The 26233-nt window shown below is 39.9% G+C and carries 27 protein-coding genes and 6 tRNA genes; 23 read left to right on the top strand and 10 right to left on the bottom strand.

Annotation, left to right across the window (positions count from 1 at the left end; all coding sequences use genetic code 11):
* The first annotated feature begins 43 nt into the window (after positions 1 to 43).
* The 9 genes from ACTU7M_RS10155 (at position 44) to ACTU7M_RS10115 (ending at position 3536) form a co-directional block, all read left to right on the top strand.
* A tRNA-Tyr gene (locus ACTU7M_RS10155) sits at positions 44 to 124 on the top strand.
* 15 nt (positions 125 to 139) lie between these two features.
* Positions 140 to 210, top strand: a tRNA-Trp gene (locus ACTU7M_RS10150).
* 11 nt (positions 211 to 221) lie between these two features.
* Positions 222 to 297: transfer RNA gene (locus ACTU7M_RS10145), tRNA-His, on the top strand.
* A 4-nt stretch (positions 298 to 301) separates the two neighbouring features.
* Positions 302 to 372: transfer RNA gene (locus tag ACTU7M_RS10140), tRNA-Gln, on the top strand.
* Between the two features lie 11 nt (positions 373 to 383).
* Positions 384 to 454: transfer RNA gene (locus ACTU7M_RS10135), tRNA-Cys, on the top strand.
* Positions 455 to 491: 37 nt separating this feature from the next.
* Positions 492 to 575, top strand: a tRNA-Leu gene (locus tag ACTU7M_RS10130).
* A gap of 107 nt (positions 576 to 682) precedes the next feature.
* Positions 683 to 1843 (top strand): glycoside hydrolase family 3 protein, encoded by a 1161-nt coding sequence (locus tag ACTU7M_RS10125; RefSeq protein WP_443474279.1) that lies wholly within the window; start codon positions 683 to 685, stop codon positions 1841 to 1843.
* Between the two features lie 51 nt (positions 1844 to 1894).
* Positions 1895 to 2164, top strand: a complete 270-nt coding sequence (locus tag ACTU7M_RS10120) for an ACT domain-containing protein (RefSeq protein WP_443474278.1) — start codon at positions 1895 to 1897, stop codon at positions 2162 to 2164.
* Positions 2165 to 2177: 13 nt separating this feature from the next.
* Complete coding sequence (locus tag ACTU7M_RS10115; RefSeq protein WP_443474277.1) at positions 2178 to 3536, top strand: PFL family protein; 1359 nt, start codon at positions 2178 to 2180, stop codon at positions 3534 to 3536.
* A gap of 35 nt (positions 3537 to 3571) precedes the next feature.
* Here the strand turns inward: ACTU7M_RS10115 and ACTU7M_RS10110 are convergent, their stop codons facing one another.
* Together ACTU7M_RS10110 and ACTU7M_RS10105 are read right to left on the bottom strand one after the other, a co-directional pair.
* The gene (locus ACTU7M_RS10110; protein WP_443474276.1) at positions 3572 to 4351 is read right to left on the bottom strand and encodes an NRDE family protein; all 780 of its coding nucleotides are present in this window, start codon (positions 4349 to 4351) and stop codon (positions 3572 to 3574) included.
* A gap of 70 nt (positions 4352 to 4421) precedes the next feature.
* Positions 4422 to 5729 carry an APC family permease gene (locus ACTU7M_RS10105; RefSeq protein WP_443474275.1) on the bottom strand — a complete coding sequence of 436 codons (1308 nt, stop codon included), beginning with the start codon at positions 5727 to 5729 and terminating at the stop codon, positions 4422 to 4424.
* A 254-nt stretch (positions 5730 to 5983) separates the two neighbouring features.
* On the opposite strand from ACTU7M_RS10105, the gene ACTU7M_RS10100 reads away from it, so the two are divergent.
* From ACTU7M_RS10100 to ACTU7M_RS10075, 6 genes are all read left to right on the top strand, one after another.
* Complete coding sequence (locus ACTU7M_RS10100; protein ID WP_443474274.1) at positions 5984 to 6367, top strand: MerR family transcriptional regulator; 384 nt, start codon at positions 5984 to 5986, stop codon at positions 6365 to 6367.
* A gap of 19 nt (positions 6368 to 6386) precedes the next feature.
* Positions 6387 to 7721 carry a type I glutamate--ammonia ligase gene (gene glnA / locus ACTU7M_RS10095; RefSeq protein ID WP_443474273.1) on the top strand — a complete coding sequence of 445 codons (1335 nt, stop codon included), beginning with the start codon at positions 6387 to 6389 and terminating at the stop codon, positions 7719 to 7721.
* Between the two features lie 180 nt (positions 7722 to 7901).
* A complete protein-coding gene (locus ACTU7M_RS10090; RefSeq protein ID WP_443474272.1) occupies positions 7902 to 8624 on the top strand; it encodes an amino acid ABC transporter ATP-binding protein in 723 nt (240 codons plus the stop codon).
* A gap of 28 nt (positions 8625 to 8652) precedes the next feature.
* Positions 8653 to 9453 (top strand): transporter substrate-binding domain-containing protein, encoded by an 801-nt coding sequence (locus ACTU7M_RS10085; protein WP_443474271.1) that lies wholly within the window; start codon positions 8653 to 8655, stop codon positions 9451 to 9453.
* Complete coding sequence (locus ACTU7M_RS10080) at positions 9450 to 10169, top strand: amino acid ABC transporter permease (protein WP_443474270.1); 720 nt, start codon at positions 9450 to 9452, stop codon at positions 10167 to 10169. The genes ACTU7M_RS10085 and ACTU7M_RS10080 overlap by 4 nt, the downstream gene beginning before the upstream one ends.
* Entirely contained in the window at positions 10166 to 10819 is a 654-nt protein-coding gene (locus tag ACTU7M_RS10075; RefSeq protein WP_443474269.1) for an amino acid ABC transporter permease, read from the top strand. The genes ACTU7M_RS10080 and ACTU7M_RS10075 overlap by 4 nt, the downstream gene beginning before the upstream one ends.
* Positions 10820 to 10876: 57 nt before the next feature.
* On the opposite strand, the gene ypfJ is transcribed toward ACTU7M_RS10075, so the two are convergent.
* The 4 genes from ypfJ to ACTU7M_RS10055 form a co-directional block, all read right to left on the bottom strand.
* Complete coding sequence (gene ypfJ, locus ACTU7M_RS10070; protein ID WP_443474268.1) at positions 10877 to 11728, bottom strand: KPN_02809 family neutral zinc metallopeptidase; 852 nt, start codon at positions 11726 to 11728, stop codon at positions 10877 to 10879.
* Positions 11729 to 11888: 160 nt separating this feature from the next.
* A complete protein-coding gene (locus tag ACTU7M_RS10065; protein WP_443474267.1) occupies positions 11889 to 12062 on the bottom strand; it encodes a hypothetical protein in 174 nt (57 codons plus the stop codon).
* Positions 12059 to 12490 (bottom strand): GNAT family N-acetyltransferase, encoded by a 432-nt coding sequence (locus ACTU7M_RS10060; RefSeq protein ID WP_443474266.1) that lies wholly within the window; start codon positions 12488 to 12490, stop codon positions 12059 to 12061. Before ACTU7M_RS10060 ends, ACTU7M_RS10065 begins: the two co-directional genes overlap by 4 nt.
* An 87-nt stretch (positions 12491 to 12577) precedes the next feature.
* Positions 12578 to 12940, bottom strand: a complete 363-nt coding sequence (locus ACTU7M_RS10055; RefSeq protein WP_443474265.1) for a hypothetical protein — start codon at positions 12938 to 12940, stop codon at positions 12578 to 12580.
* Between the two features lie 319 nt (positions 12941 to 13259).
* Here ACTU7M_RS10055 and ACTU7M_RS10050 point away from each other — a divergent pair, with 319 nt between their 5' ends.
* On the top strand, positions 13260 to 14351 hold the full coding sequence (locus ACTU7M_RS10050; protein WP_443474264.1) for a baeRF6 domain-containing protein: 1092 nt from the start codon (positions 13260 to 13262) through the stop codon (positions 14349 to 14351).
* A 20-nt stretch (positions 14352 to 14371) separates the two neighbouring features.
* On the opposite strand, the gene ACTU7M_RS10045 is transcribed toward ACTU7M_RS10050, so the two are convergent.
* A complete protein-coding gene (locus ACTU7M_RS10045) occupies positions 14372 to 15256 on the bottom strand; it encodes a helix-turn-helix domain-containing protein (protein WP_443474263.1) in 885 nt (294 codons plus the stop codon).
* A 114-nt stretch (positions 15257 to 15370) separates the two neighbouring features.
* Here ACTU7M_RS10045 and ACTU7M_RS10040 point away from each other — a divergent pair, with 114 nt between their 5' ends.
* The 3 genes from ACTU7M_RS10040 (at position 15371) to ACTU7M_RS10030 (ending at position 18125) form a co-directional block, all read left to right on the top strand.
* Positions 15371 to 15514: a hypothetical protein gene (locus tag ACTU7M_RS10040; protein WP_443474262.1), complete on the top strand. Its 144-nt coding sequence runs from the start codon at positions 15371 to 15373 to the stop codon at positions 15512 to 15514.
* Between the two features lie 121 nt (positions 15515 to 15635).
* The gene (locus ACTU7M_RS10035; RefSeq protein ID WP_443474261.1) at positions 15636 to 16109 is read left to right on the top strand and encodes a hypothetical protein; all 474 of its coding nucleotides are present in this window, start codon (positions 15636 to 15638) and stop codon (positions 16107 to 16109) included.
* A 681-nt stretch (positions 16110 to 16790) separates the two neighbouring features.
* Positions 16791 to 18125, top strand: coding sequence for a M20 family metallopeptidase (locus ACTU7M_RS10030; RefSeq protein ID WP_443474260.1), 1335 nt, complete (start codon positions 16791 to 16793; stop codon positions 18123 to 18125).
* A 44-nt stretch (positions 18126 to 18169) separates the two neighbouring features.
* Here the strand turns inward: ACTU7M_RS10030 and ACTU7M_RS10025 are convergent, their stop codons facing one another.
* Positions 18170 to 18874, bottom strand: coding sequence for a DUF6612 family protein (locus ACTU7M_RS10025; RefSeq protein ID WP_443474259.1), 705 nt, complete (start codon positions 18872 to 18874; stop codon positions 18170 to 18172).
* A 139-nt stretch (positions 18875 to 19013) separates the two neighbouring features.
* A complete protein-coding gene (locus tag ACTU7M_RS10020; protein ID WP_443474258.1) occupies positions 19014 to 20027 on the bottom strand; it encodes a ring-cleaving dioxygenase in 1014 nt (337 codons plus the stop codon).
* Between the two features lie 196 nt (positions 20028 to 20223).
* On the opposite strand from ACTU7M_RS10020, the gene ACTU7M_RS10015 reads away from it, so the two are divergent.
* A complete protein-coding gene (locus ACTU7M_RS10015; protein WP_443474257.1) occupies positions 20224 to 21720 on the top strand; it encodes an alpha-amylase in 1497 nt (498 codons plus the stop codon).
* Between the two features lie 88 nt (positions 21721 to 21808).
* Here the strand turns inward: ACTU7M_RS10015 and ACTU7M_RS10010 are convergent, their stop codons facing one another.
* Positions 21809 to 22918, bottom strand: coding sequence for an ABC transporter ATP-binding protein (locus ACTU7M_RS10010; RefSeq protein WP_443474256.1), 1110 nt, complete (start codon positions 22916 to 22918; stop codon positions 21809 to 21811).
* A 215-nt stretch (positions 22919 to 23133) separates the two neighbouring features.
* Between ACTU7M_RS10010 and ACTU7M_RS10005 the strand changes: the two genes are divergently transcribed.
* From ACTU7M_RS10005 to ACTU7M_RS09995, 3 genes are all read left to right on the top strand, one after another.
* A complete protein-coding gene (locus ACTU7M_RS10005; RefSeq protein WP_443474255.1) occupies positions 23134 to 23634 on the top strand; it encodes a dUTP diphosphatase in 501 nt (166 codons plus the stop codon).
* 91 nt (positions 23635 to 23725) lie between these two features.
* Positions 23726 to 25105, top strand: a complete 1380-nt coding sequence (gene radA, locus ACTU7M_RS10000; protein ID WP_443474254.1) for a DNA repair protein RadA — start codon at positions 23726 to 23728, stop codon at positions 25103 to 25105.
* Positions 25106 to 25126: 21 nt separating this feature from the next.
* The gene (locus ACTU7M_RS09995) at positions 25127 to 26227 is read left to right on the top strand and encodes a PIN/TRAM domain-containing protein (RefSeq protein ID WP_443474253.1); all 1101 of its coding nucleotides are present in this window, start codon (positions 25127 to 25129) and stop codon (positions 26225 to 26227) included.
* Positions 26228 to 26233 lie beyond the last annotated feature (6 nt).

Below are 26233 nucleotides of genomic sequence, written 5' to 3'. Positions count from 1 at the left end.
AAGCTCAAGGTGTCGGCGGTTCGATTCCGTCCCAAGCCACCATGGAGGGGTAGCGAAGTGGCTAAACGCGGCGGACTGTAAATCCGCTCCTTCGGGTTCGGCAGTTCGAATCTGCCCCCCTCCATTACATTTTATCCATAGGGGTATAGTTTAAAGGTAGAACTACGGTCTCCAAAACCGTCAGTGTGGGTTCAATTCCTACTACCCCTGTTTGGATTATGGCGATTGTGGCGAAGTGGTTAACGCACCGGTTTGTGGATCCGGCATTCGTGGGTTCAATTCCCATCAGTCGCCCCATTTTTGGGCTATAGCCAAGCGGTAAGGCAACGGACTTTGACTCCGTCATCGTTGGTTCGAATCCAGCTAGCCCAGTTTTTGATTATGGCGGTATAGCCAAGTGGTAAGGCACAGGTCTGCAAAACCTTCATCACCGGTTCAAATCCGGTTACCGCCTTTCCCTTCAGGGATGAAAACTTTGCAAATAATAGCATGCCGGCGTGGCGGAATAGGCAGACGCGCTGGACTCAAAATCCAGTGCCCGCGAGGGCGTGCCGGTTCGACCCCGGCCGCCGGTATCTTAAAAAAAGACCAAAATGAACTTTTCATTTTGGTCTTTTTTTGTTTTTTTCTTTATTTGAAAATATATTCATTTATAATTAGAGTGAAAAAGGAGAGTACACTGATGATAAAAAGAAACCTTTTTTTATTGGGAACGTGCACTATGCTATTGAGCGGCTGTGATGGTGGGACAACTGAAGAAGATGTAGAAGAATCAACAAAATCAGAAACTTCGTCATTAGCTCACTCATCATCTGATTCTAAAGAGAGTGGCTTATTGGTTAGCAGAGAAGTAGAAATCTTGGAATCTATGTCACTGGAAGAGAAAGTAGGCCAACTTTTCTTAGCCCGTTATCCTGACGTTGAGGCTATTGAATACGCTATAAATTATCATTTAGGAGGTTTTATTTGGTTCGGTAAGGATTTTAGCGAGAAAACTCCTGAAGCTGTTATAAACGAAATTAAGGCGATTCAGGAGGGTGCAGATATCGATTTATTTATGGCCGTTGATGAAGAAGGTGGGGATGTTACTCGGATTAGCTCTTATCCGCAATACCGGTCCAGTCCTTTTTTATCTCCTCAGCAAGTGTTTGGGGAAAGTGGCTGGGAAGGGATTGAATCTTTTGCTCTTGAACAGGCTTTATTATTGAAAAGGTTACACTTCAATCTAAACTTGGCACCTGTAGTGGATATCCCGAATAGCCCAGAAGATTTTATTTATCACCGGGCTTTTTCCACTGTTTTAGAAGAAGTTAATAAATTCAGTGAGACCTTTGTTTCGGTGTACAACAATGAAAATATGGGAACTGTCCTAAAACACTTCCCGGGATATGGTAGTAATATTGATACTCATACAGGTGTCGCGTATGATAATCGTTCTTTAGATGAATTGTGGCAACGCGACTTACTCCCATTCCAAACTGGGATTGATGCGGGAACTGAAGGTGTGCTTGTCTCACATAATGTTATAACAGAAATTGATCCTGACTGGCCAGCTACGCTTTCTCCTGAAGTCGTTCATATTCTTCGGGAGAATATGGGATTTGATGGTATCATCATAACCGACGATTTGGTAATGGAAGGATTACAGGCTTTTGCGACTCCGGAAGAAGCTGCCATCCTGGCTGTTTTGGCTGGTAATGATGTCTTAATTAGCTCTGACTTCATCGTGCAAATGTCAGCCGTTCTTTCCGCTGTTGAAGAAGGACGCATATCTGAAAAACGCCTAGACGAATCTGTATTGAGAATTTTAAAAGTTAAGCAGCAGCTTGGCCTCTTACAATAGTTTCATGATGTGGTACACTATGAAAAATGATTTCAGAAATGAGGATAAATGATGAAGGCAATTATAACTGTTACTGGAAAAGATCACAAGGGTATCGTTGCATCTGTGAGTACAAAACTGGCGGAAGTAGATGTAAACATTCTTGATATTTCCCAAACTTTGATGGAAGAGTATTTTACGATGATATTATTAGTTGATTTTTCTGCATCTCCATACAGTATTGCGGAAGTTCAAAATCAAATGGAAGAAATCGAAGAAAAACAACAATTAGTCATTCGCATTCAGTCAGAAGCAATTTTTAATGCAATGCATACGTTATAAGGTGGTTGATAAAATGAATCGACAAGAAAATATCCTGGAAACAATTCAAATGATTGCAGAAGATAAGCTTGATATTCGGACTATCACTATGGGTATATCCTTACTCGACTGTGCCGATTCTGATGGTGAGAGAGCACGAGAAAAAATTTATAACAAAATAACGCATTACGCGGAAAATTTGGTTGCAGTTGCAACTGATATCGAGCAAGAGCTGGGTGTTCCAATAGTTAATAAACGAATCTCAGTAACGCCAATTTCTTTAGTAGCAGGTGCTTCGGATGATAAAGACTACGTTGCTTTTGCTAAAACACTTGATGTCGCGGCGAAAAAAGTTGGTGTTGATTTTATTGGCGGCTTTAGCGCTTTAGTGGAAAAAGGTTACACGAAAGGGGACCGTATTTTAATCGAATCGATTCCCCAAGCTTTGGCTCAAACGGATATCGTTTGTTCTTCAGTAAATATTGGATCCACTAAAGCCGGTATAAATATGGACGCTGTGGCCCAAATGGGAAGAGTCGTAAAAGAGACGGCAGAATTAACGGCTACTACCGGTGGCCTTGGGGCTGCAAAATTAGTGGTATTTGCCAATGCTGTTGATGATAATCCCTTTATGGCAGGAGCATTCCATGGTGTAGGTGAAGCGGATGTGGTTATCCATGTGGGCGTAAGTGGCCCGGGCGTAGTAAAAAGAGCTTTGGAAAAGGTAAAAGGCCAACCGTTTGATATAGTCGCAGAAACAATAAAAATCGCTGCCTTCAAAATCACCCGTATGGGCCAGTTGGTTGGGACTTTGGCAGCAGAACGACTAGAAGTACCGTTTGGAATTGTTGATTTATCTTTGGCACCGACGCCAGCTATCGGGGATTCTGTTGCGCGAATTCTTGAAGAAATGGGATTAGAACGCGTCGGTACCCATGGAACGACAGCTGCTTTGGCAGTATTAAATGATGCAGTCAAAAAAGGCGGGTTAATGGCATGTGGCCATGTCGGTGGTTTATCTGGCTCTTTTATCCCTGTTTCTGAAGATATCGGCATGATCGAGGCGGTGGAAGTGGGATCGATTACCATTGATAAATTGGAGGCAATGACAGCTATTTGTTCAGTAGGCTTGGACATGGTTGCGGTTCCCGGTAAAACAAGTGCAGCCACGCTTTCAGCTTTGATTGCGGATGAGGCGGCTATTGGAATCATGAACCATAAAACAACAGCTGTCCGGATTATTCCTGTACCGGGGATGGATGTAGGCGATGAAGTTGAATTTGGTGGCCTATTGGGGCGGGCCCCCATTTTGGCAGTCAGCGAATTTTCTTCCGAGGACCTGATTGCACGGGGTGGACAAATTCCTGCACCTTTACATTCCTTTAAAAATTAATAAATTTAAAAGCAACTAGTGGCAAAATTTGCCTGCTAGTTGCTTTTTTTAGTGATTTGAAAGTTAAAGATGCGGTCTTCATGGTTCCCCTCTGAAAAATAATTTCTTTCTATATAAGTAACATTATTGTGCCAGTCAACCAGTAAAAGGGTAGTGGATTTGGTTCCGAAGTGTTCAGTTTTGATAAAATTAGCGGAAGCTTTTCGTCGGATTTCCAGCGGTAACGGAGCCTCGGGAAGGTCACTATCGGGAGCAGGGGTTTGGTCCATCATCATCGTAAACAAATCTTGAATGTAGTCATGATCCGTTTGGATAATAACATCAAGCTGTTGCCGTGTATTATTAACTTTAGGCCAGGGTGTATTGAGAGTTGCGTTACTCAGACTATGGGTTCCAGCATCAAGTTTAGTGTAATGGTTATCCTTGGAGTTATAGTGATAAAGTATATCAACAGAACCCAGTAACACATTGAAAGGTTGGTAATCATCTTTAGTGGCTATTAATTGCTTAATAAATTTTACCGGGTCTTGATTCTTTGATAAATAATCAATCAAGATTTGACCGCGTGACTGCTTGTTTTTTTCCGGTTCAGTAAATTCCTCACCATGGCAGTTTGTAATAGCCGCAACTTTTCCTTGTTTGGTAATACCAAACCAGGTACCATTTGCTTCAAGATCTTTACCCGCAAGTAAGCTGGGGTACTCTGGCCAATAGTCAGCGCCTACTGTTGGCCGATTATAGGATTCATCGCGATTGGCGGCAAGAATCAATTTGTAACGCTTATGTTGCCCATAGCGAAAGGTAATCAAGCACATGGTGAACCTCCTTTAAGTCTTTTCTAGAGTATAGCACCACAGCAAAAAAAAAACAGCGCAGAAGCGCTGTCTAAGCTTTTTTCATATAAGTATAACCACTATAAAAAATAATTGAACAAGCAATCAGAAACAGTGGAACGAAAGTTGGATTGGAAACAACCCCACCCGTCACAATAATTATTGAACCCAAAATTCCTAAAAGCGGAATGATCTTATTTTTGCTCAATTGGAATACTTTCATATAGAGCCAGATGTAGGTGATATAGCTGAAGACAATCGCAATTTCACTTACGTCTCCTCCAGATAAAACGCCAAGTTTTTGAGTCAAATAATGGATAACCATCCAACCAACTGAAATAGTGATGGATAAAACTGCTGCGGAAGGCGAAAGTTGTGTTTTGTCATTGATTACTTTAATTTTATCACTCTTTGGCAGCATTCCTTTTGTGGCCATGGACTGGGGCATACGTAAAACGCCTAGCACTAGACCGTTGACGACTCCCAAAACAGCAATCAAAATAAAGGAAAGAATGAGCGTGCCACCTTGTTCACCGAATAAGATTTGCCCTATTTCATAAATTGTATTATCTCTATGTTGGAGGATGTATTCGGGCCCAACAATGGCAACCATGCCAAGGAAATAAGCTAGATAAACACCTAATACAATCAAGGGTCCGACAGTTAAAGCAATGGGCATGTTACGCTTGGCGTCTTTGACCTCATGCGTGATGCTTGTAGCCACGACCCAACCGTCGAAAGAAAAGGCTGTTGCTGGTAAAGCGGCTAACCAACCCCATCCGACTTGATCAAGCGGAACAATCAAGGTTTCGCTTGTGACTGGAACAGGGGCTTTCCAAAAAACACCGACAAGACCAATTCCAATCAAGGGAATTAATTTCATGATGGTTGAAATATTTTGGAAACGACCACCCATTTTTAGGGAAAAATAATTTAAGGCGAAAAAGAAAATGAGATAGCCAAGAGCAATCAGAGTTTGCAATTCTAAATTATTTGGCAGACCAAACAGCATAGTCGTATAGATACCAGCCACCCAACTGACGACAACCGAAATGGAAGGATAGTAGGCAAATATTTGAAACCACCCAAAACCAGCCGCAGCTTTATCGGAAATAAATTCTTCAAAGTAAGCGAGAACCCCACCCCTGCGGTCTGTTCGGGCAGCAAGTTGCGATAAGGTGATGTTTCCAAAAATTACACAAAACGCGCCAATTCCAAATACCAAAACACTTAAACCAACGTTACCACCTGTGAACCCAAGGATATCATCGGCTTTGAAAAAGATCCCTGACCCAACGAGAATGCCAACTATCATCGAAATAGCAGTTCCAAGTCCATAATGTTTATTTTCTGAATCCAATCAAAAGCTCCTTCGTTAAACGTAGTAATTTGCTTAATGATTATACTACAACTAGCTCTTTAAATGTTAATTTCAAGAACATTTAAAAAACACTTGTAATATTTAATTTTTAGGAGTATGTTAGAAAACATAACATAGAATGTGAGAAAAATTTTGACGCCTGAACAAGAATGTTTTATTCTTTATCGTGTTCAATCAATTAATCGATATTCGGGCAACTAACTATGATTATTTTCAAGCAAAGGCGTGGTGAAATGAAAGAAAAAGAGTTGCGTCGTTCCATGGCGGTTTTTACAATTGGCACCGTCATGAAGTTGACCGATTTGACGGCTCGCCAAATTCGGTATTATGAAGAACAACGATTGGTCGAACCCCAAAGAACAGAAACGAATCGTAGAATGTATTCATTAAACAATGTAGATCGTCTCTTGGAAATAAAGGATTATTTGGCAGAAGGATTGAATATGACAGCCATCCGCCGAATATATGAAGAAAAAAACCAGAAAACGAAAAAACCACAAGAGAAGCGCGAGCAACATCTTACTGATGATGATGTGCGACGTATTCTATATAAAGAGTTACTGAATACAAGTAGTTTTAACCCGAATGATTTGAATAATTGGAACAAAAATCTGTAAATAAAAAGAGGGAATATGTATGCCAAAATTTATGCGTGAAGATATCGTCAGAATAGCCAAGGAAGAAGATGTTCGCTACTTACGTTTAATGTTTACTGATATTTTAGGAACAATCAAAAATGTGGAAGTTCCTATTAGCCAATTAAGTAAAGTATTGGATAACAAAATGATGTTTGATGGTTCATCGATAGAAGGTTTTGTGCGTATTGAAGAAAGCGACATGTACTTATACCCTGATTTGGATACTTGGCTTATTTTCCCGTGGGATGCTGAGCAAGGAAAAATTGCACGCTTAATTTGTGATGTATATAAACCCGATGGTACACCGTTTGCGGGAGATCCTCGCAGTAATTTGAAACGTGTTTTAAGTAAAATGGAAAAATTGGGCTTTACAGAATTTAATCTAGGGCCAGAACCAGAGTTCTTTTTATTCAAAATGGATGAATTTGGTAAACCAACATTCGATTTGAATGACGAGGGTGGCTACTTTGACCTTGCTCCAACGGATTTAGGCGAAAACTGTCGCCGTGAAATCGTTTTGGAATTAGAAGCCCTTGGTTTTGAGATTGAAGCGAGCCACCATGAAGTAGCGCCGGGACAACATGAAATTGATTGGAAATATTCAAATGCTATTGAAGCGTGTGATAACATTCAAACTTTTAAACTTATTGTTAAAACGGTAGCACGCAAACATGGTCTGCATGCGACATTTATGCCAAAACCTGTTTATGGCATTAATGGATCAGGAATGCACTGTAACATGTCTCTCTTCACTCCAGAAGGAAATGCATTCTTTGACCCTGAAAGTGAAAGCGGCTTGAGTGAAACAGCTTATAAATTTATCGCAGGTTTATTGCATCACGCGAAAGCGTATACTGCTATCTGCAATCCTATAATTAATTCCTATAAACGTTTGGTACCGGGCTTTGAAGCACCTGTCTATATTGCTTGGAGTACACAAAACCGGTCACCATTGATTCGTATCCCTGCTTCCCGTGGCCTATCCACACGAGTTGAGTTGCGTAGTGTGGACCCGTCCACAAACCCTTACTTGGCACTGGCTACTCTGATAGCTGCCGGACTGGATGGGATTATCAATGACTTAGATGTTCCAGCACCGATCGATCGCAATATCTATGTGATGGATGCGCAAGACCGTCACGATAACGGTATTTATGATTTACCTAAGAATTTAGGAGATGCTGTTGAGGAGTTGAAAAAAGATCCGCTTATTCTAGATTCCTTAGGAGAGCATATCAGTCGTAGCTTTATCGAAGCGAAAGAAATCGAAGTTGCGACCTACATAAGCCAAGTTACCGACTGGGAAGTCAGTCAATATTTGCGTGCTTACTAAAAAAATTCCCTCATCATTTAAATGGTGAGGGAATTTTTTTGTCTCTATTTGAAAACGGTTGCTTTGTTTTTAAAACAGTTTTTTCGAGAAATGATGTTATAAAATATGACATTAAAATGTAATGAAATATTTGCCCGTTTATTTTCATCGTTTTATAATCTGTCGAGAGGTGATGCTTTTATGATTAAACTGGAAAACATCAATAAATATTTTGGCGAACATCATGTTTTGAAAGATGTGAACCTTACTGTCCAAGAAGGTGAGAAACTTGTCATTATCGGACCTTCAGGGTCAGGGAAAAGCACAACGGTTCGCTGTGTCAATTTTTTGGAAGAACCTACTAGCGGGGCCGTTTATATTGAAGGTAAACAACTAACAACAAAAAACAAATTAGATATTGTAAGAGAATCGTCCGCGATGGTATTCCAACAATTTAACTTATACCCGCATATGACGGTGTTAGAAAACCTAACGTTGGGCCCGATTAAACTACAAAAGAAATCACGACAGGACGCTGAAGAACTAGCACATCATTATCTGAACGTCGTTGGTTTGAGTGAAAAAGCCCATGTTTATCCGTCCACTCTTTCTGGCGGACAGCAACAACGGGTCGCCATTGCGCGAGCACTCTGTTCCGAAAAGAAAATATTCTTATTTGATGAACCAACTTCTGCCTTGGATCCGGAAACGGTTCAGGAGGTGTTGGATGTGATGATCAAGTTATCCGATTTGAATATCACAATGATTGTCGTAACACATGAAATGGGATTTGCACGAGAGGTAGCCGATCGGGTCGTCTTCATGGATCAAGGTCAGATTTTGGAAGAGGGTTCTCCACAACATTTCTTCGATAATCCTACTAATGAAAGAACAAAGGCATTTTTAAGTAAAATATTACGCTGAAAAATCAGCTATCCAAGGAGGAAATATTATGAAAAAGCATTTATTGAAAGGTCTACTATTATTAACAACGTTTACCTTAGCAGCTTGTTCCGGAGAAACGACGGCGGATTCTTCTAGTCAAACCACCGTTGATTCTATCAAGGAAGCGGGCGTTTTACGTGTTGGGGTAAAAGAAGATGTTCCGAACTTTGGGTTACGTAATACAAGCACCAATGAAATCGAAGGCTTCGAAATTGATTTGGCCAAGAAGGTTGCGGAAGAAATTCTGGGTGACCCAGAAGCAGTGGATTTTACGCCCGTTACAGCAAAAACACGTGGCCCTCTCGTGGACAATGGCGAAGTCGATATGTTGATCTCAACTTTCACAATTACGGATGAACGAAAAGAAACCTATAACTTTACTGAGCCTTATTTCCAAGATGCTGTTGGAATCCTGGTTAAAAAGGATAAAGGTTATGAAAGCCTGGCGGATATGGATGGGGCGACCATTGGGGTAGCACAAAGTGCGACAACTTCTGGCCTGATTGATACGGAAGCAGAACCATATGGTATTTCTTTAAAGTATTCGGAGTATGCTACTTACCCAGAAATTAAAGCAGCTTTGGATTCAAATCGAATCGATGCTTTCAGTGTGGACCGTTCCATACTAAATGGTTATGTTGATGATTCAACTACTATTTTGCCTGATCGTTTTGGCACACAGGACTATGGTGCCGTTACAAAGAAAACGAATACAGAATTAGCTGAATACTTGGATGGTTTAATTTCTGGCTGGTTGGAAGATGGTACAATCGATGCAATGGTCGAGGAATGGGGCTTGAGTGAATGAGAAGCTCAAATCCATTTGCATTTTGGCGCTTTGAGGCCCTCTTTGAAAATAGTGAACAATTTATAGGAGGGTTCTTCAGGACGATACTGATAGCTGCCTTGGCTCTTGTATTGGCCTTGGCAATCGGGGTTATGATAGGTTTATTTTCAACTTCAAAAAATCGTTTCCTTAAAGTATTCGCTCGTATTTATGTCGAATTTTTCCAAAATATTCCTTTAGTCATTTTGATATTTTTTATGTATAACGGGCTGGCGATGGCTGGCCTCGTTATGTCTGAATTTACAATTGGTGTGGTAGGGGTAGGCTTTTACCATGGTGCTTATATCGGTGAAGTGGTCCGTGCGGGCATCACTGCTATTCCTAAAGGTCAAACGGAAGCTGCCTATTCACAAGGATTTGACTACATCCAAACCATGCGCTACATCATTTTGCCACAGACGGTTAAAATTATCTTACCACCGCTTGCCAATCAGGCGGTTAACCTGATCAAGAATACGTCGGTATTAGCCATTATAGCCGGAGCTGATTTGATGTATTCGGCAGATTCATATGCTTCATCAAGCTTGAACTATGGACCTGCCTATTTAGTAGCCGGTCTCTTATACTTTTCTTTATGCTATCCGTTGGCAGTGTTTGCTAAAATGTATGAAGAAAAATTGAAAAATAAAGATATAGTTACTGTCACACCAATCAGTTTACCGGAGGTGATTGAATGATTGAAGCCATCCAACGTGTATTTTCTCCGGATAACCTAGGCTTTTTGATGGATGGATTGAAGCTCACGTTTCTCATTTCCATTTCTGTGATTATGGGTTCAATTATTTTTGGAACTATCCTGGGCTTGTTGCGTCAATACAAAGTGAAAGTTCTTAGTAGACTTTCCAGTGCTTATATCGAAATTTTTCGAAATACGCCTTTGTTGTTGTGGATGCTAGGGTGCGCCTTCTTGATTCCAGGGAGCACGGTCACAGTAAAAGGCTCATTCGCTTTGTTCCTGTATACATCGGCCGTTATTGCCGAAATTGTACGAGGAGGATTAAACGCGCTAGAAAAAGGCCAATTTGAAGCGGCTTATTCACAAGGTTTTTCTTTTATTCAGACACTCATTTATATCATTTTGCCGCAAGCCTTTAGACGCATTGTTCCGTCGCTTTTGTCCCAAGTTATAACGACCGTAAAAGACACGTCTTTTTTAGCAGGGTTGGGTATTATGGAACTAACGCGAAGTGGACAGGTCGTACTGGGTCGCGCTACCCAGTCAGTAGAAGTATTTTTATTATATGGATTTTTAGGACTTACTTATTTTACAGTATGTTTCTCATTGTCCTTGTTGGTTCGCTATTGGCATAATAAAGAATCGGCATGACCGACTTTCAGACAATCAAAAAGCGTTAGCACACTCCTGTGTACTAACGCTTTTTTGTCATAAATCTTGGTCACTTACTTTAAAAGTATCGCCATTTTCTAAATCGCCTGTTTGAAAACCTTTAAGAAACCAGCGCGTCCGTTGCTCAGATGTGCCGTGCGTAAAGCTATCAGGCACAACATATCCCTGTGCGGCTTTTTGAATTCGGTCATCGCCGACTGCCGAAGCTGCGTTCATCGCTTCTTCAATGTCTCCTTCTTCCAAGTAATCAAAATCTTGTACATGATGTGCCCAAACACCCGCGTAGTAATCAGCCTGGAGTTCCATTCGTTTTAAGTAGTAGTTAAACTCTTTCTCACTCATTTGTCCACGCAATTCTTGCACTTGTTGCGATACTCCGAGCAAGGTCTGTACATGATGGCCCACTTCATGAGCCACTACATAAGCCATGGCAAAATCTCCTGGAGCCTGGAATTTTTTTGACAATTCATCATAGAAGCTCAAATCAATATATAAATTCTGATCCCCAGGACAATAGAAAGGTCCTGTAGAAGACCCGGCGACCCCACAAGCAGATTGCACACTGTCGGAAAAAAGTACCAAAGTTGGTTCTTCATATTCAGCACCATACTCGGTAAAAACTTGGTTCCACACAACTTCTGTATCCGCTAAAACAACCCCCACGAAATCTGCTAGTTCCTCTTCCTGAGCCGTTCCTGTATACGAATTGTTCTGGCCTGGTGCATTCGCATTATTATTGTCTGTAATGATTGAAGGATCCCCGCCCAGTAACGTAAAGATTAGATAAAAAATCAAACCAATACCACCGATTCCACCACCGATCATTCCACCACTCATGCCACGACGGTCTTCAACGTTGGAACTTGATTTTCTGCCTTTCCATCTCATTTTTTCTCCTCCAATCTGTTTCCCCATTTTGATTTAAGTTTATCAAAGCTACACTGAAAATACCTAATGATATGCCACATATCTTAGCCTTGAAATATGCATATAAAAATAGGAAAGATACTGGGACGCCTTTTCCCAGTATCTTTCCTATTTCATTTTATTAACCAAAAGATAACACCAATACTGCTGCTATTATGAAAGCATAAGACAAACGTTCCAAATTTTGTTTTTTCTCTGGGTTGATGGTAATACCTGCCCGTTGTTGTTTAATGATCCATAAATTGATTCCAAGGCTGATTAAAGAAATCAAGATGGCTAATGTATATTTCGTCAATTCTTTTCCTCCTTCTTGATCATGTCTAGATGTGGAATGTTATCTTCTAAATAAACCTCAGAAACTGGTTCAAAGCCCAGGGAAGCATAGAACTTTTGTAAATAGGCTTGAGCTTGCACATGGATATTTTTGCCAGGGTAAGATGATTGGCAAAAACGAATGGCTTCAGTCATTAATTTTCGGCTTAACCCTTTTTTTCGAAATTCTGGATGCACAACCACACGGCCAATATGAACAACATCTTCATCCGGTATAATACGGGCATAGGCATGTATATCCTTGTCAAAAAGATGAATGGACTGTAGATCCAGCTCATCAACTTCTTGATAAGCACATGCTTGCTCCACCACAAATACTTGGGTCCGCAGATAATAAATTGAATGGAGTTCATAAACAGTTAACGCATCAAATGATTTAGTATTCCACATGTCGCATCCTCACAATCTTAGTAGTTTTATATATTATAGCAAAAAACAACGCTGAGCATCTGCTCAGCGTTGTTTCCTCATTAAAGTTTAAAAATTGATGACCCAATCCAATTCTGAAACCGGAATTAATGGTAAGTCTAAATTCAGTTCTCTGCATTTATCTTCATATTCCTTCCAGAAATAAGGACCTTTAACATTTTCTATTTGACGGTCAATAATAAAATATTCATTTTTTTCTTTGCGTTCTTTTTCCAAAACAATATACTTATCATTCCAATTCAAGCAGACGAAGTAGCCGGCGATATTTCCAGTAGGATAGCGGTATGAAGTCGGCAGATGGAAAAGATTTATACCTGAGGCGCATTGACGTAGGAATAAATTTTCGCCTATTGGGATTTTATACTTTACCGCCCGTGCTAATTCAGGAAATAGTAACTGATTCTTCTCCATTTTTTTCACCACCTTTATTAACTTATAATAGCTATAACTACAACTTATGAAACGCTTTCAAAACGTATGCAGTTAGTATAATGGCTTTCAAAAAGAAAGTACAGTTTTTTAACTGTTTTTTATGAAATTTAATATTAATGTAATAATATCTCGGGAATGTACGTTTTTGGGTAATTCATTCTCAAAATTAAATCGAAATATTACAAAGGCTATTGTTTTACAAAAGTCTTGTTTTTGCTACAATACAAGTATGAGGGAGCGCTTTCTTAATGTGCTCCTTAAGCGTACTAATAGTGTGCCAAACGAAGGAGGAAATCACATGAAACAGTTAAACAAATTTCCAGACCAAGAGCTCTTGAGCGCAGAAGGCCCGTTCGTTACAATATACCAATCTGCGGATCCCACGCAATTAGCCATGGATGCTGAACAGATTAAATTCAAAAATCTTATTAGAAAAGCGCTAGATCAAGTTAACGATGATAAACTTCGTAAACAATTGGAAGACATTCCCAATGATAAACAATTTTGGGCAGCAGGCCGGAGTGGTGTCGCATTTTTTATCACACCTAACCAAACGTTCTTCTATGAAGTGAGTTCCAAATTGCAGGATTTTGTTTCATACGGGGAAAGACCGAACATTTTACCCCTGATTGAAGATTTCCAATATATCGAAAATTACCATCTTTTATGTTTAACCAACCGTGAAATGAAGTTATATGCCGGTAGATTGGATTCGATAGAAAGAATTGAATTACCAGCAGATGCTCCAACAACACTTACCATTGCACTAGGTGACGAATTAACACGTGGAAAACAATTAAATGTTGGTGGTGGCGCAGGTAACATTCATGGTGTGAACGATAAAAATAATGAACTTGAAATTGACCAAGAAAATTATTTCCGTGTCGTTGATAAGTATGTAATGGAAAATTTCAGTAATCCAAATCAAACGCCATTAATATTGTTTGCTTTAACGGAAAATCAAGCGGTCTTCCGTAACCTATCAAAAAATGGGTGCTTGCGTGATGAGCGAATTGAAAGTTCACCAACCTCATTGACAGATAATGATATCAAGAAAGAAGTTGGGGAATTAATTGCGAATGTATTACGGAACCGCCATAGTGAAATTATAAGACGGTATGAAGAAACCACCCCCCAATACAAGTTGGGAGACCAATACCAAGATTTAACAACGGCAAGCCTGGAAGGTCGAATCGAAGTCCTATTCCTTGAAAAAGATTCAAAAGTAACGGGTACGATCGATGATGAAGGACAACTGGGTTATGAAGGAAACGAAAACTTCTTCAACCAATTAGCACTAAATGTGACCCGTACAAATGGGAAAGTATATGTGTTAAATCGTTCTCAAATGCCGGGACTAAAGGACGTAGCAGCGATTCTACGCTATTAATAAAATAAAAAATTCTGCCACTAGTTGGCAGAATTTTTTGGTTTATAATGTTCTATTTCTGTAGTAAGTGCCTTTTTTAAGTTATCGTCTTCAAATGCGTCCAGCATTTTGAGGCCTTTTTTTGTGTCTTCCTCCCAGGAAGCGTCATGTAATAACCGCAAAGCAATACCTTTGCGAATGTAGACAATAGCCAATAAACGATAATTATTTTTTTGTTTGAATCGTATGATTAATTCTTCCAAATTTTCTAAAGCTAATGAATAATTCCCGCTACGAATAAGTAATAATGTTAGGTTGGTTTGGATATTATCCGCTAAAACGCGACTTTCCCGGGTTTGATAGTCTTTTAACTGTTGGACAATCCGTTCGGAAATATTCAAGGCTGTCTCCGTAGGAAAGATGAACAGAATAGCATTGATTAACCGAATTTCCATCATATACCAACGATCAAACTTCTCTAGTCGTTTCCAGACTTTGTTGGCAAAGATAGAAGCCTGTTCATAGTCGCGTTTCTTGGAAATAAGGATAAGAGCCTCACAAATATAAGAGATATCCTCGATAATATAATCCTGTTTATCTAATAAATAGTGATTAACTTCTTGGTGGATGGTAGTGAGGGCGGCTGCATCGTTATAGTTTATTAAGAAAAATTCCTCAATTAATGCATCCCGTGGATCAGGTTCCTCATCCAATAACATTTGGAATTCATATTCACTGACATCAAGTCGACTTAATATTTTCACAAATTTATTATAAGTCAGGTCGATAACACCGCGCTCTAATTTAGAATAAGCAGACTGTGAAATAATACCTTCCGTGACAAACTGTTGTGTGTATTTTTTATTTTGGCGGATTTTTTTTAAAATTTCACCTGTTTTTCTGGTTTGATCTGTAGATTTAACCACATAAATCCTACTCCTTTTTAAGAAATAGTCGTATTTGACTATTTGGTTAGAAAAAGAAACTTCTGTTATATAATAAAGCCAATTAGTCCAATACCCGTAAGGGAGGAAGAAATAATGAAGAATCTGGTTAAAAAAGGCAAACGTTTGGTCGCTTTTATCGCAGTATTTACTTTGTTCACTTCCCCGTTGTTATTAAGCAAAAGTCCTGTCACTACGACACAATCATTAGGAGACGTTTGGTTAATCGGTGGTGAATAAATAATTCATTCACTTCCTAATTTCTGCTAAACGAAAAATGGCATAAGTTTAGATTGAAGTTCTTAAAAGGTATTGTAACTGAAAGTCCACGAAAACAAAAGTCGCAAAGGAGGGATGTAAAATGAGTGCTGAGTATCTAGAAGACAAAGAATTTGCAAGTGACCAAGACCCGGTTGAACTATTACCAACCCTGACCAAAGAAATCCAGGACAGTTTAGAGAGTACGATTAAAAATACCAATAGCAAACTCCGCGAACTGATAAAGAATGGTTACTATAACCGCGTCAGCATCACCTTCCGCTGCCAGGTTTATGAAGCAATTTTATTTTTCGAAGCGACAATGGAAGATTTGAGTGTTTTGTCAGCTGTTGGGAGACGCACACTCTTCTGTTATATGGAAGAATTTAATCAGATTGCACGAACAGCTACTAGTTTAAATACGTCACTTCGTTTCTCGTGGAAAACAGACTCTTATCCAGATGATTATTCATCGGAATGCTTTTTAGTCTTATCAAAGGTTTATCGCGAACTGGCAAATATGTTCGAATCTTTGGAAAAACTTGAGGACATATCTGGATTACTGGAAAACAAATAGAGAGAAATACATAAAGTACGTTGGATAAGGTAAGGGAGACTAGGCTTGCCTAGTCTTTTTTAATAATTAAAGATAAGGACTGGATAGAAATGAAATATTTACAAAAAAAATAAAAGAAAAACCCTTTTCTTTTTTCGTTGGTTGGATTGGAATCGTCATCATACTTTTGAATAATCAGTTTTTCCAAGGCAGCTTTCTATATTCAGAGGATTTTTCATTTCTGACGAGCAATGCTTCGGGAATCGTCTTTTTTATGTTCTTCTTATTATCTGCTATTGAAATCATTAACTTTGATATTAGAGGGAAAGATAACGGCCATAAATAACAGACCTAACAATTAGCACGACCATTTTTTAGTGGTGTGCTATTTTTTGTGTTCGTATTTTAGGTAGCGTTTCCTTTGTGGTATCCTTAACATTAAGAGGTTTCTTTGGATATTGTTGTTGATAGCTATTGGAATCTTTGGTGCCTGGGGTGGTCCAATTAATCCATCGGGATACGAATCAAAGGAGGAAACAAAATGACTCAGTGGTTTTTTGCAATCTTAGGATTAGTCGTATTTGCCTGGAGTTGGTCTAAAATGGGTAGCATTATGGAAGAATGGAAAGACAAGGGCAAGAAGTGAAACTGTATTATCTAAAAGAGCAGTGGTAAAATATCTATAAATAAAGGAGGCTCATTATGAAACAATTTATTTTAGAAAAGCATCAGACAGAAGCCGTAGAATCCTTAAAGACGATTCTATCTTATCCTTCCTACCTACAAGAGGATGATGAGACGCCATTTGGGAAAGATATCCAGGCTGTTTTGGAGAAAACGTTGGAAATCACTGAAAGCTTAGGATTTCGTACTTATATCGATCCCGAAGGCTACTATGGCTATGCAGAAGTCGGTGAAGGCGAAGAACTATTTGCAGTATTGTGTCACTTGGACGTTGTACCACCTGGAAATCTGGAATTATGGGAAACTCAACCATTTGAACCCGTCATTAAAGATGGCTTTATCGTTTCACGTGGAACAGAGGATGATAAAGGTCCAACGATAGCGGCTCTTTACGCAGCCAAAGCCTTGATGGATGCTGGCGAAATTTTTAATAAACGCATTCGTTTTATTTTTGGTGTGGATGAAGAAAACCTCTGGCGTTGTTTGGCACGTTATAATGAGCTCGAAGAAAAAGCTACCATGGGATTTGCACCAGATTCAACTTTCCCAGTAACTTTTGCGGAAAAAGGCTTATTGCAAGTTAAGATGCGTAGCCAAGAAAATTCAAATTATACACTGAAAGCTGGGGGCGCCATGAACGTGGTTCCGGAAGATGCAGCTTATACAGGGGAGTGGGCCGATGCAATTGCAGCTGAATTGGACCGTTTGGGATATGCTTACGAACGTAATGGCGAAACCGTTAATGTAAAAGGTAAATCCGTCCACAGTAAAAATGCCCCTGAAGGCATCAACGCGATTGTGCGTTTAGCGAAAGCAATTGGAGCAAATGACAATAACAAAGTATTGGCGTTCTTGCGTGATGTTATCCAAGAGGATGCACGTGGTTTATCAATCTTTGGGGAAGTCCAGGACGAAGCATCCGGTATTTTGACCTTGAATGCTGCAACACTAACAATTGAGGGCAATGAAACGGTACTGGGAATTGATATCCGTTACCCTGTTACCATTGAAAAAGATTTTATCGTGAAAAAACTCCAGACAGCTGCAGAAAAAGCAGACCTGGTTTATGAAGAGTACGATTATATTGCTCCTCTTTACGTACCATTAGACCATCCGTTGGTGAAGAATTTGATGGCTGTCTATCAAGAAAAAACGGGAGATATGAGTGAGGCACTAGTGTCAGGTGGAGCAACATTTGCCCGTACAATGGATAATTGTGTCGCATTCGGAGCACAACTACCGCATGCAGAGGCCACTCTGCATGGACCGAACGAACGCATGGCCTTGGCTGATCTCTACCAAGCGATGGATATTTATGCGGAAGCATTGTATCGTTTAACGTGTGAAAAATAGAAAATACGACATTCCCCTTTAATCGGGCGGAATGTCGTATTTTTTTATTCGGTCCTGCTGCGAGGCTCATTTAAATTATATTTGGAAAAATGTGCTGACAGATTTTGATTAGTCGTACTTTTTCCAGTCGTTGAGGCCGTTTCAGATTGCATTTGGACTGAAGTAATATAGTCCGTTTTTTTGTCCAAGGTAATGGTGACATCATACTTCGTTCCCGTTACAGGGAATTGTTGAACCAAATCGGAAAGCTCGCGGTTCAATGCTTCATCATAGCCAGAGTAAGTGATGATATACTCTTTGTCTGTTTCAGCTACTGTCCCTTTGCTTTCAAAAAGAGTAACTAAATTAACAAATGTCTCATAAGGGTAGACGGAAATACTTGAGAATAAAGGATCCGGTGTGGCAGAAGCGACCCATGTATCATTATTCTTTTTCTGATAAGCCCCTTCATCTGAAGCATAAATCGATGTCTTATAGGCTTCGAGGTTTGTTCCTTTGTTTACTCTTTGACCATAAGCAAGATTTTCTTCAGGGAAAATGGTTGCTTCAGTAATAGCATATGTACTTTCAATAGTATTTTCTTTTGTTAAGGTTTCTGTTTCAACGGAAATGACTTGGTGGTAGTTTTCAAAATCCTGGGAAGCAGTCAAAGCTGTTTCAGATTGAATATCTGTCGCAAGGGCGCGTTGACAAGCTGATAGTGTGACTGCTGCTGGTACGATAACAAATAACAAACGTCTAATACTCAAATCGCTTACCTCGCTTTTCAACATTCTTCTATATTATTCTACAGAATATTGAACACTTTTGAAAGCCTTTTTTTCAAGAAAATTATAAAGAAATCCGCAATCACCGAAATGAGTGCGGATTAATCTGGTTTATCTCGTTTTAAGCTTCTTTTTCGAAACCAAAATATTCTTTCTCGAACTTTTTAGTACTGCGGACGGTATCGAATTGGCGAACCAATTTTTCAATTTGCTCACGGTGATCGCGGAATTTAGGAGGTAATGCCAATGTTTCTCCCAATATTTCGTATGATTCTTCATCATCGATAAAGCCGGGTTCATCTGTTGCGAACTCGAACAAGATACCGTTTGCTACTGGAGAATAAAGGGACTCAAAGTAGAAGCGATCCACATACCCGGATGTCGGGAATTGGTAACCTTGTAAGCGATCAATCCATTTATCCAATTGCTCGCGGTCTTTCACACGGAAAGCGATATGATGAACAGAACCATATCCTTGCTGGGCACGACCCAAGACAGTATTGTGTTCAATAATGATGGAAGCACCATTTCCACCTTCACCGGTTTCAAAGTAATGCAGGTTGCCTTCTGTTTTTGTTTCGCGGAACATCAATACCATTTCCAGTACTTGTTTCAAGAATTCAAATTCTGCAACCCGGATCAAAGTTGTTCCGAGCCCATGGATACCGAATTCTGTTGGCACAGGCCCATTAATCCAAGCGGTACCTGGTGCAACGCCTTTATCATTCTCATCGGAAATCAATTGCATTTGTTGGCCATCGAAATCTTCAAAGTTGATTACTTTAACGCCAAATTGTTCAGTGATACCGGAATGTTTCACATTAAAGTGATCAAATCGTTTCATCCAATACTCCAAAGCCCGGTCGTTAGGTACACGTAAACCAGAACGATGTATTTCGTTGTTTCCACGTTGTGCTTTTGGGATGTTTGGGAAATCAAAGAAGGTAATATCTGTTCCAGCATTTCCGCGGTCATCGGCAAAGAAGAGATGATAAGTTTGAATATCATCTTGGTTAACAGTTTTCTTAACAAGGCGCATGCCCAATACATTCGTGAAAAAATCATAATTCTTTTCGGCAGAACTTGTAATGGCAGTTATATGGTGAATTCCAGTAAGTGGTAAAAGTTTAGTCATAATTAAGTAATCCCTCTCTTTTCTCTTGTTTTCTATCGACAATCAAAGTATATCTCGAATTCGAATTAATTGCAATTATTTTTATTCGAATCCGAGATAGTGCTTAAAATCGCAATTTTTCAACAGAGTGGTTATAATAAAGTAACTGGTTTAAAAACCAGGACGCAATTATTAAATCTGAAGAAGGTGCATGAACATGGTTGAAAATGGATTGATGATGCAATACTTTGAATGGGAATTGCCAAATGATGGACAGCTGTGGAAGAACCTGAAAGAGGATGCTAAGCATCTAAAAGAATTAGGCGTGACCGCAGTCTGGCTTCCACCTGCTTATAAAGCAACCGGGCAGGCCGATGTAGGGTATGGAATCTATGACCTCTATGACTTGGGTGAATTCGATCAAAAAGGTACAGTGCGAACTAAATATGGCACGAAAGAAGAATATCAAGCAGCTATCGATGCTTTACATGAACAAGGTCTTTTTGTTTACGCTGATGTGGTATTGAATCACAAAGCCGGAGCAGATGGAAAAGAACGTTTTATGGCCTACGAGGTAAACCCGGATAATCGCCAAGAGAAATTAGGTGAACCTTATGAAATTGAAGGTTGGACGCAGTTCAACTTTGAAGGTCGTGGGGGAAAATATTCCGATTTCAAATGGAATTGGCGCCATTTTTCTGGAACAGATTTTAATGCCGAAAATGATAAAGAAGCAATTTATATGATCAAAGGGTTTGAAAAGGGTTGGAGTGACGACGATACGGTCGATAATGAATTTGGTAACTATGATTATTTGATGTTTGCAGATATCGACTATGAAAATGAGGAAGTCGTCAAGGAAGTTTTGAAATGGGCTGATTGGTATATCAATGAAACGGGTGTGGATGGTTTCCGTTTGGATGCCATTAAACACATTAACTATAATTTTGTAAAAAACTTCGTTAATACCGTGCGTAAAAACGACAGACCCGATTTCTTTATAGTAGGGGAGTATTGGAAATCTGATTATGAATCAATTCAAGATTATCTTGAAGATACAGATTTTACGCTGGATTTATTTGATGTTGCACTTCACTATAGTTTCCATACGGCTTCTAAACAAGGAAGAGATTATGATTTACGGAACTTATTAAAAGACGCCTTGGTTGCTAAAAATCCAACGCACTCGGTGACGTTTGTGGATAATCATGATTCTCAACCCGGACAAGCGTTGGAATCTTTCGTTGATGACTGGTTCAAACCGCTGGCGTATAGTTTTATTTTATTAAGGGCAGAAGGTTTCCCATGTTTGTTCTATGGTGATTATTATGGCATTCAGGGCGAGAATCCGATTGAAGGAAAGGCCGATGCTTATCTGGATGCTTTACTATATCTACGCCGCAATCATGCCTATGGAACACAAAACGATTATTTCGATCACCCTAATTGTATTGGCTGGACCCGTGAAGGGGACGCAGAGCATCCGTATGGCATGGCGGTTTTGATGTCAAATGGCGATGATGGTGAAAAAGTGATGCATGTTGGAGAACAATATGCGGGTGTTACTTTTGCAGACTATTCCGGCAATCGCGAAGAAAAAATCGTAATAGATGAGGAAGGAAATGCAACTTTCTTGGTAAATGGTGGTTCTGTATCCGTTTGGGTTCAAGATGGCATTACGCCTGAAGAAGCGTTTCATGAAAATAAAGAATAATTCCCATAACATTAGAAAAAGGCGATCCGTTAGGATCGCCTTTTTCTGGTGGAGGATGGTATATCATTAAGAAAATAGGGATAGTAGATTAAGGAATTGTAATGACATTTTCAGATTCTTTATCAAAGAAATGAATCTTATTCATGTTAAATGCCAATTCAATTATAGAACCTGGTTCATGGTAGTCACGTGCGTCTACACGGGAGATGAACTCAGTGTCACCAACTTGTGAGTAAAGCATTGTTTCTGCACCTAGTAGTTCAGAAACGTTTACTTGTGCACGCACAGTCGATCCAGGATTTGCGTCGATTACAACTTGTTCGGATTGAATATCCTCTGGACGGATACCAAAAATAACTTGTTTGTTGTTGTAACCTTTTTGTTCCAAGACTTTACGTTTACCAGCCGGAATCGTTAGTTCCAAACCTTTACCATCAGAAATGACGCCATCATTCAATGTAACATTGAAGAAGTTCATCGCTGGCGATCCGATAAAACCAGCTACGAATAAGTTTACTGGTGTATCGTAAACTTCTTTTGGAGAGCCGATTTGTTGAACGAAACCGTCTTTCATAATAACGATTCGGTCCGCCATGGTCATTGCCTCTGTTTGGTCATGCGTTACGTAAATGGTAGTTGTATTCAAGCGGCGGTGTAATTTCGCAATTTCCGCACGCATCGCAACCCGCAATTTCGCATCCAGGTTTGACAAAGGTTCATCCATCAAGAAGACTTTAGCGTCACGCACAATCGCACGACCCAGCGCAACCCGCTGACGTTGTCCCCCAGAAAGAGCCGCTGGTTTACGATCTAGATATTCCGTCAAACCAAGGATTTCTGCTGCGTTGTCAACCCGTTGTTTGATTTCTTCTTTTTTGTATTTACGTAATTTCAGACCGAAAGCCATGTTATCAAACACGGTCATATGTGGGTATAAAGCATAGTTTTGGAAAACCATTGCGATGTCACGGTCTTTAGGTGCTACATCGTTCATGACTGTTTCGCCGATCTTCAATTCACCTTCTGTGATATCTTCCAATCCCGCAATCATACGAAGCGTTGTTGATTTACCACAACCGGATGGACCAACAAACACGATAAATTCGCGATCTTGGATATGTAAGTTAAAGTCTGTAACAGAATAATTTTCTGCATTATCATATTTTTTATGAATCTCATTTAATTGGATTTCTACCATAATTTAATCCCGCCTTTGTTGAATGTTTTGTTTATATTTACAATCTTAAATGAAAGCGGATTATTAAGCCAAGTCAAAATGCCTGAATGTGGAAGCGTTTTTTTGTGCACATTGACGAAAGCCTTTTCAAAAGTGGGAAATGGAGAACTTTCAAGGTTTTATTAGACGATATATGGTAAAATCGTACTAATATACAGGTTGGAAAGGGAGATTAAATGCGTACAAGAGGGTTTGAAATTGTTTCTAAATATGAAGGTCAAGGTTTACAATTACCAAAACGGGCAACCGTTCATTCTGCGGGATATGATTTTGAGGCAGCAGAAGATACCGTTTTGCCATCCATCTGGAATACGTTCTTCAAACATGATCGTAATGCTCCTATTAAAGGCATTACACCGGTATTAGTCCCAACAGGAATCAAGGCTTATATGGAAGACGATGAATATCTACAACTTACGAACCGTTCCAGCAATCCTATCAAACATTTTTTGATACTGCCGAATGGTGTCGGTATTGTGGACGCGGATTATTACGGGAACGAAGATAACGAAGGCGAGATTTTCTTTCAATTATTGAATTTTGGTTTGCGGGATAAGGTTATAAAAAAAGGGGACCGTATCGGTCAAGGCATCTTTTTGAAATTTCTGAAGGTGGATAATGAAGAAGTGTCAAAAAACAGCCGTAAAGGCGGATTTGGTTCTTCAGACGCACATTAATTCCAAATTATATGGTTGTCTACTACTTGAGTTGGTGAGTTATATGCTAAAATAGCGTTATATCCATCGTATTATTGAAGGAGTTTAATGAATGGCAAAAAAAAGGATTAAATATGTCTGCCAAGCATGCGGGTATGAGTCACCGAAATGGTTGGGCAAATGTCCGAATTGTGGCGCATGGAATCAAATGGAAGAAGAAAAGGAAATCGCGGCTTCTGAAAAACACCAGCCTCGAGTCAATTTTTCAGGTCAGACAGCTGAGGCTGTTTCTATCCAGAATATTAAGATAGAAGATGTTCCACGCATTCCAACCGATATGGAGGAAGTTAACCATGTCTTGGGTGGCGGTATTGTGCCAGGATCACTTATTTTGATAGGTGGAGATCCAGGGATTGGTAAATCGACACTCCTGCTTCAAGTTTCAGCACAAATAAACAATAAAAACATTCCCGTTCTCTATGTTTCTGGTGAAGAAAGTGCCAGTCAAATCAAATTGCGTGCCGAACGTCTAGGTGTTAAAGGGTCTGATTTTTATATTTATCCCGAAACGGACATTGATGCAATCGCACAGACCATTGAACGTTTGAAGCCAAAACTTGTTATCATCGACTCGATCCAGACCATGATTAAAGCGGATAATGACAGTACGGCTGGTAGTGTCTCGCAAGTGCGGGAATCGACCCAAGCCTTTATGCGAATTGCAAAAACAAATAATATCTCCATTTTTATCGTTGGTCACGTGACCAAGGAAGGGAATATCGCTGGACCCCGTATGCTGGAACATATGGTAGACACGGTTTTATATTTCGAAGGTGACCGCCACCATACATTCCGGATTTTGCGGGCTGTGAAAAACCGGTTTGGTTCGACCAATGAAATTGGCGTTTTTGAGATGGCACAAGGTGGCTTACGGGAAGTTTCCAATCCATCAGAAATGTTCCTGGAAGAAAGACTGGCCGGTGCATCAGGTTCGGCTGTGGTTGCTTCCATGGAGGGCACGCGTCCCATTCTGGCGGAAATCCAATGTTTGATTACACCAACGGCTTTTGGAAATGCACGCCGGACATCAAGTGGTTTGGACTATAACCGCGTTTCGTTAATCTTGGCAGTTTTGGAAAAGCGGGCTGGTCTATTGCTGCAAAATCAGGATGCCTATTTCAAATCTACCGGTGGGGTCCGTCTGGATGAACCCGCTATCGATTTGGCAATAGCAGTCAGTGTCGCCTCCAGCTATTATGACACTGAAACGGCAGCAACGGAATGTTTTATCGGTGAAATCGGTTTGACCGGTGAAGTCCGGAGGGTGAACCGGGTGGAGCAACGTGTCCATGAAGCTGAAAAATTAGGATTTAAACGGGTGTATTTACCCAAGAACAATATGTCGGGATGGGACCATCCAAAAGGAATTGAACTTATTGGCGTTGCAACGGTTTCGGAAACGTTACGCAAAGTCTTTCCAAATCGCAGATAAAAGAAAGAGAGGAGGAATAGCATGAAAATGAAGCGAATTATTTCAATTGTATTTACTTTTGTTGGAGGGAGTGTAGGACTCACAGCAATGCCTTATTTATGGGATGTATTGAATCTTACAAATTCTCCTTTTAATAATGTGTTCGTCAACTTTGGTATTGGTGCACTTATATTCTTTTTATTATCTTTAGCGTTGGCGAGTTGGATTGTCCGTGCTTTCAAGAAAGTTGAAAACTACTTCAGTAAACAATCGGCAACTTTTCTGTTATTTGGTGCTTTGGGTATTATTATAGGATTGGTGTTGGCTTGGTTAATCGGAATTCCTTTAGCGGCCTGGAATATTCCCGTTATCAGCAATATCATGCCTTCGTTACTATCGTTTGGCTTTGCCTATTTAGGTTTTTATGTTGGAACAACGCGAATCGACGAATTCCGGAAATTATTTGCACCAAAAAAACGTCCGGAAGAGGGCCAACTGTTGGACCGCAAAGCCGATTCCAGTTTCCGCAAGTACAAAATCTTGGATACAAGTGTTATTATTGATGGACGTATTTATGAAATTGCAAAGACCGGCTTTTTGGAGGGCGTTTTGGTCATTCCGAACTTTGTTTTACGTGAATTGCAATACATTGCTGATTCATCGGATAGCTTGAAACGCGTTCGGGGACGTCGTGGTTTGGATATTTTGAACAGTTTGCAAAAAGAAGAAGTGATGCAAGTTGAAAGCTACGAAGGAGAATTTGAAGAAATTGCCGAAGTAGACAGCAAATTGATTCGTTTAGCTAAATTAATTGACGGCGTTGTGGTAACGAATGATTACAATTTGAACAAAGTCAGTGAGTTCCAGAACGTTCCGGTATTGAACATCAATGAATTGGCAAACGCCGTTAAACCTGTGGTGATTCCAGGCGAAAACATGCGTGTAACAGTTATTAAAGCAGGTACTGAGCGCAACCAAGGTGTTGCTTATTTGGATGATGGTACGATGATCGTTGTAGAAGACGGACAGTACCATATGAATAAAACGCTTGATGTTGTAGTGACAAGCGCATTACAAACAGCAGCAGGACGGATGATTTTTGCAAAACCCGTCCACTCTCAAAAAGGTATAAAAGGTAATTAGGCATAC

The sequence above is a fragment of the Jeotgalibaca sp. A122 genome, from assembly GCF_052266715.1.
GTDB lineage: Bacteria > Bacillota > Bacilli > Lactobacillales > Aerococcaceae > Jeotgalibaca.
This window is presented reverse-complemented; position numbering and strand designations above follow the sequence as displayed.